Below are 1,421 nucleotides of genomic sequence, written 5' to 3' on the forward strand. Positions count from 1 at the left end.
CTCGCCGCGCTGGCGGACCTGGCAGCGCGGCACCGGGAGGATCTGTCCCACCCTGTCGCCCCGGTCCGGCTCGGCGGACGGCTGGTCGACACCGACGCCCACCCGGTGGTGATGGGCTCGCTCAACCTGTCCCGCGACTCGACCTACCGCGACAGCGTCGCCACCTCGACCAGCTCGGCGATCCGCCGGGGGCTGCTCCTCGCCGCCGAGGGCGCCGACCTCGTCGACCTCGGCGCCGAGTCGACCAACGCCACCGCGCAGCGCGTCGACCCGACCCGGCAGATCGAGCTGCTCACCCCGGTGGTCAAGGCCCTGGCCGCCGAGGGCGTGAGCGTGTCGGCGGAGACCTACGACCCGGACGTCGCCCGAGCCTGCCTGGACGCCGGCGCGGACGTGGTGAACTTCACCGGCCGCGGGCACGACGACAGGGTCTTCGACCTGGTCGCGGAGTACGCCGCAACGCTGGTCCTCTGCTCGGTGCAGGGCTCCGACGTGCGCGACGTGGAGGACGTCCAGCGTGAGGGCGACCCGGTCCCGGGCTACCTCGAGGCGTTCCGGGAGCGGGTCGCCAATGCGCGGGCACGCGGGGTCGACCAGATCGTCCTCGACCCGGGGCTCGGCTTCTACTACGGCAACCTCACCGAGCCCGCGGTCCGGGTGGACTACCAGACCCGGGTCCTGCTCAGGACGTTCCGGCTGCGCTCGCTGGGCCTGCCCGTGTGCCACGCCCTCCCCCACGCGTTCGACCTCTTCCAGGAGCAGTTCCGGACGGCCGAGCCGATGTTCGCGGTGCTCGCCCGTCTCGGCGGGACCGGCGTCTTCCGCACCCACGAGGTCGCGAAGGTGCGCGCCGTCCTCGACGCGCTCCAGCAGCTCCAGGTGGGGTGACCCGGGTCAGCCCCGGTGCAGCAGCCGGGAGATGCGGCCGTTGAGGTCGGTGACCGCTGCGGCGCAGGCCTCGCTGACCGGCCCCATGTCAGCGAAGCCGTGGATCAGGCCGTCGTAGCGGACCGCGTCGGTGGGGACGCCGGCTGCGGCGAGCGCCGCGGCGTACGCCTCGCCCTCGTCGCGCAGCGGGTCGAACTCGGCGGTGGCCACGACCGCGGGGGGCGTGCCGGCCAGGCTGCCCTTGAGCGGCGAGAGCCGGGCGTCGTCCTCGGCCGCCTCGGCGCCGGAGAGGTAGTGGCCGAAGAACCACTCCATGGTCGGCAGGTCGAGGAAGTAGCCGGTGGCGTTCTCCTCGCGGGAGGGGTAGTCGGTGAGCATGTCGACGGCCGGGTAGATCAGCACCTGGGCGTCCAGGAGGTCCGCGTGCGCCTGGGCCACGACCGCCGCGAGGTTGCCGCCCGCGCTGTCCCCCCCCACGCCCAGGACCGACCCGCCGCCGAGGTCGGCGCGGTGCGCGGCCGCCCAGACGGTCG

The 1,421-nt window shown here is 74.3% G+C and carries 2 protein-coding genes; one reads left to right on the top strand and one right to left on the bottom strand.

Features of this window, described 5'->3' with window-relative positions; all coding sequences use genetic code 11:
- Positions 1-888: dihydropteroate synthase (locus PLP61_RS14120; RefSeq protein WP_324503385.1), on the top strand; the 888-nt coding region annotated here is incomplete at its 5' end.
- Between the two features lie 6 nt (positions 889-894).
- Here the strand turns inward: PLP61_RS14120 and PLP61_RS14125 are convergent.
- Positions 895-1,421: alpha/beta hydrolase fold domain-containing protein (locus tag PLP61_RS14125; protein WP_324503386.1), on the bottom strand; the 527-nt coding region annotated here is incomplete at its 5' end.

Source organism: Nocardioides sp. (assembly GCF_035429765.1).
GTDB lineage: Bacteria > Actinomycetota > Actinomycetes > Propionibacteriales > Nocardioidaceae > Nocardioides.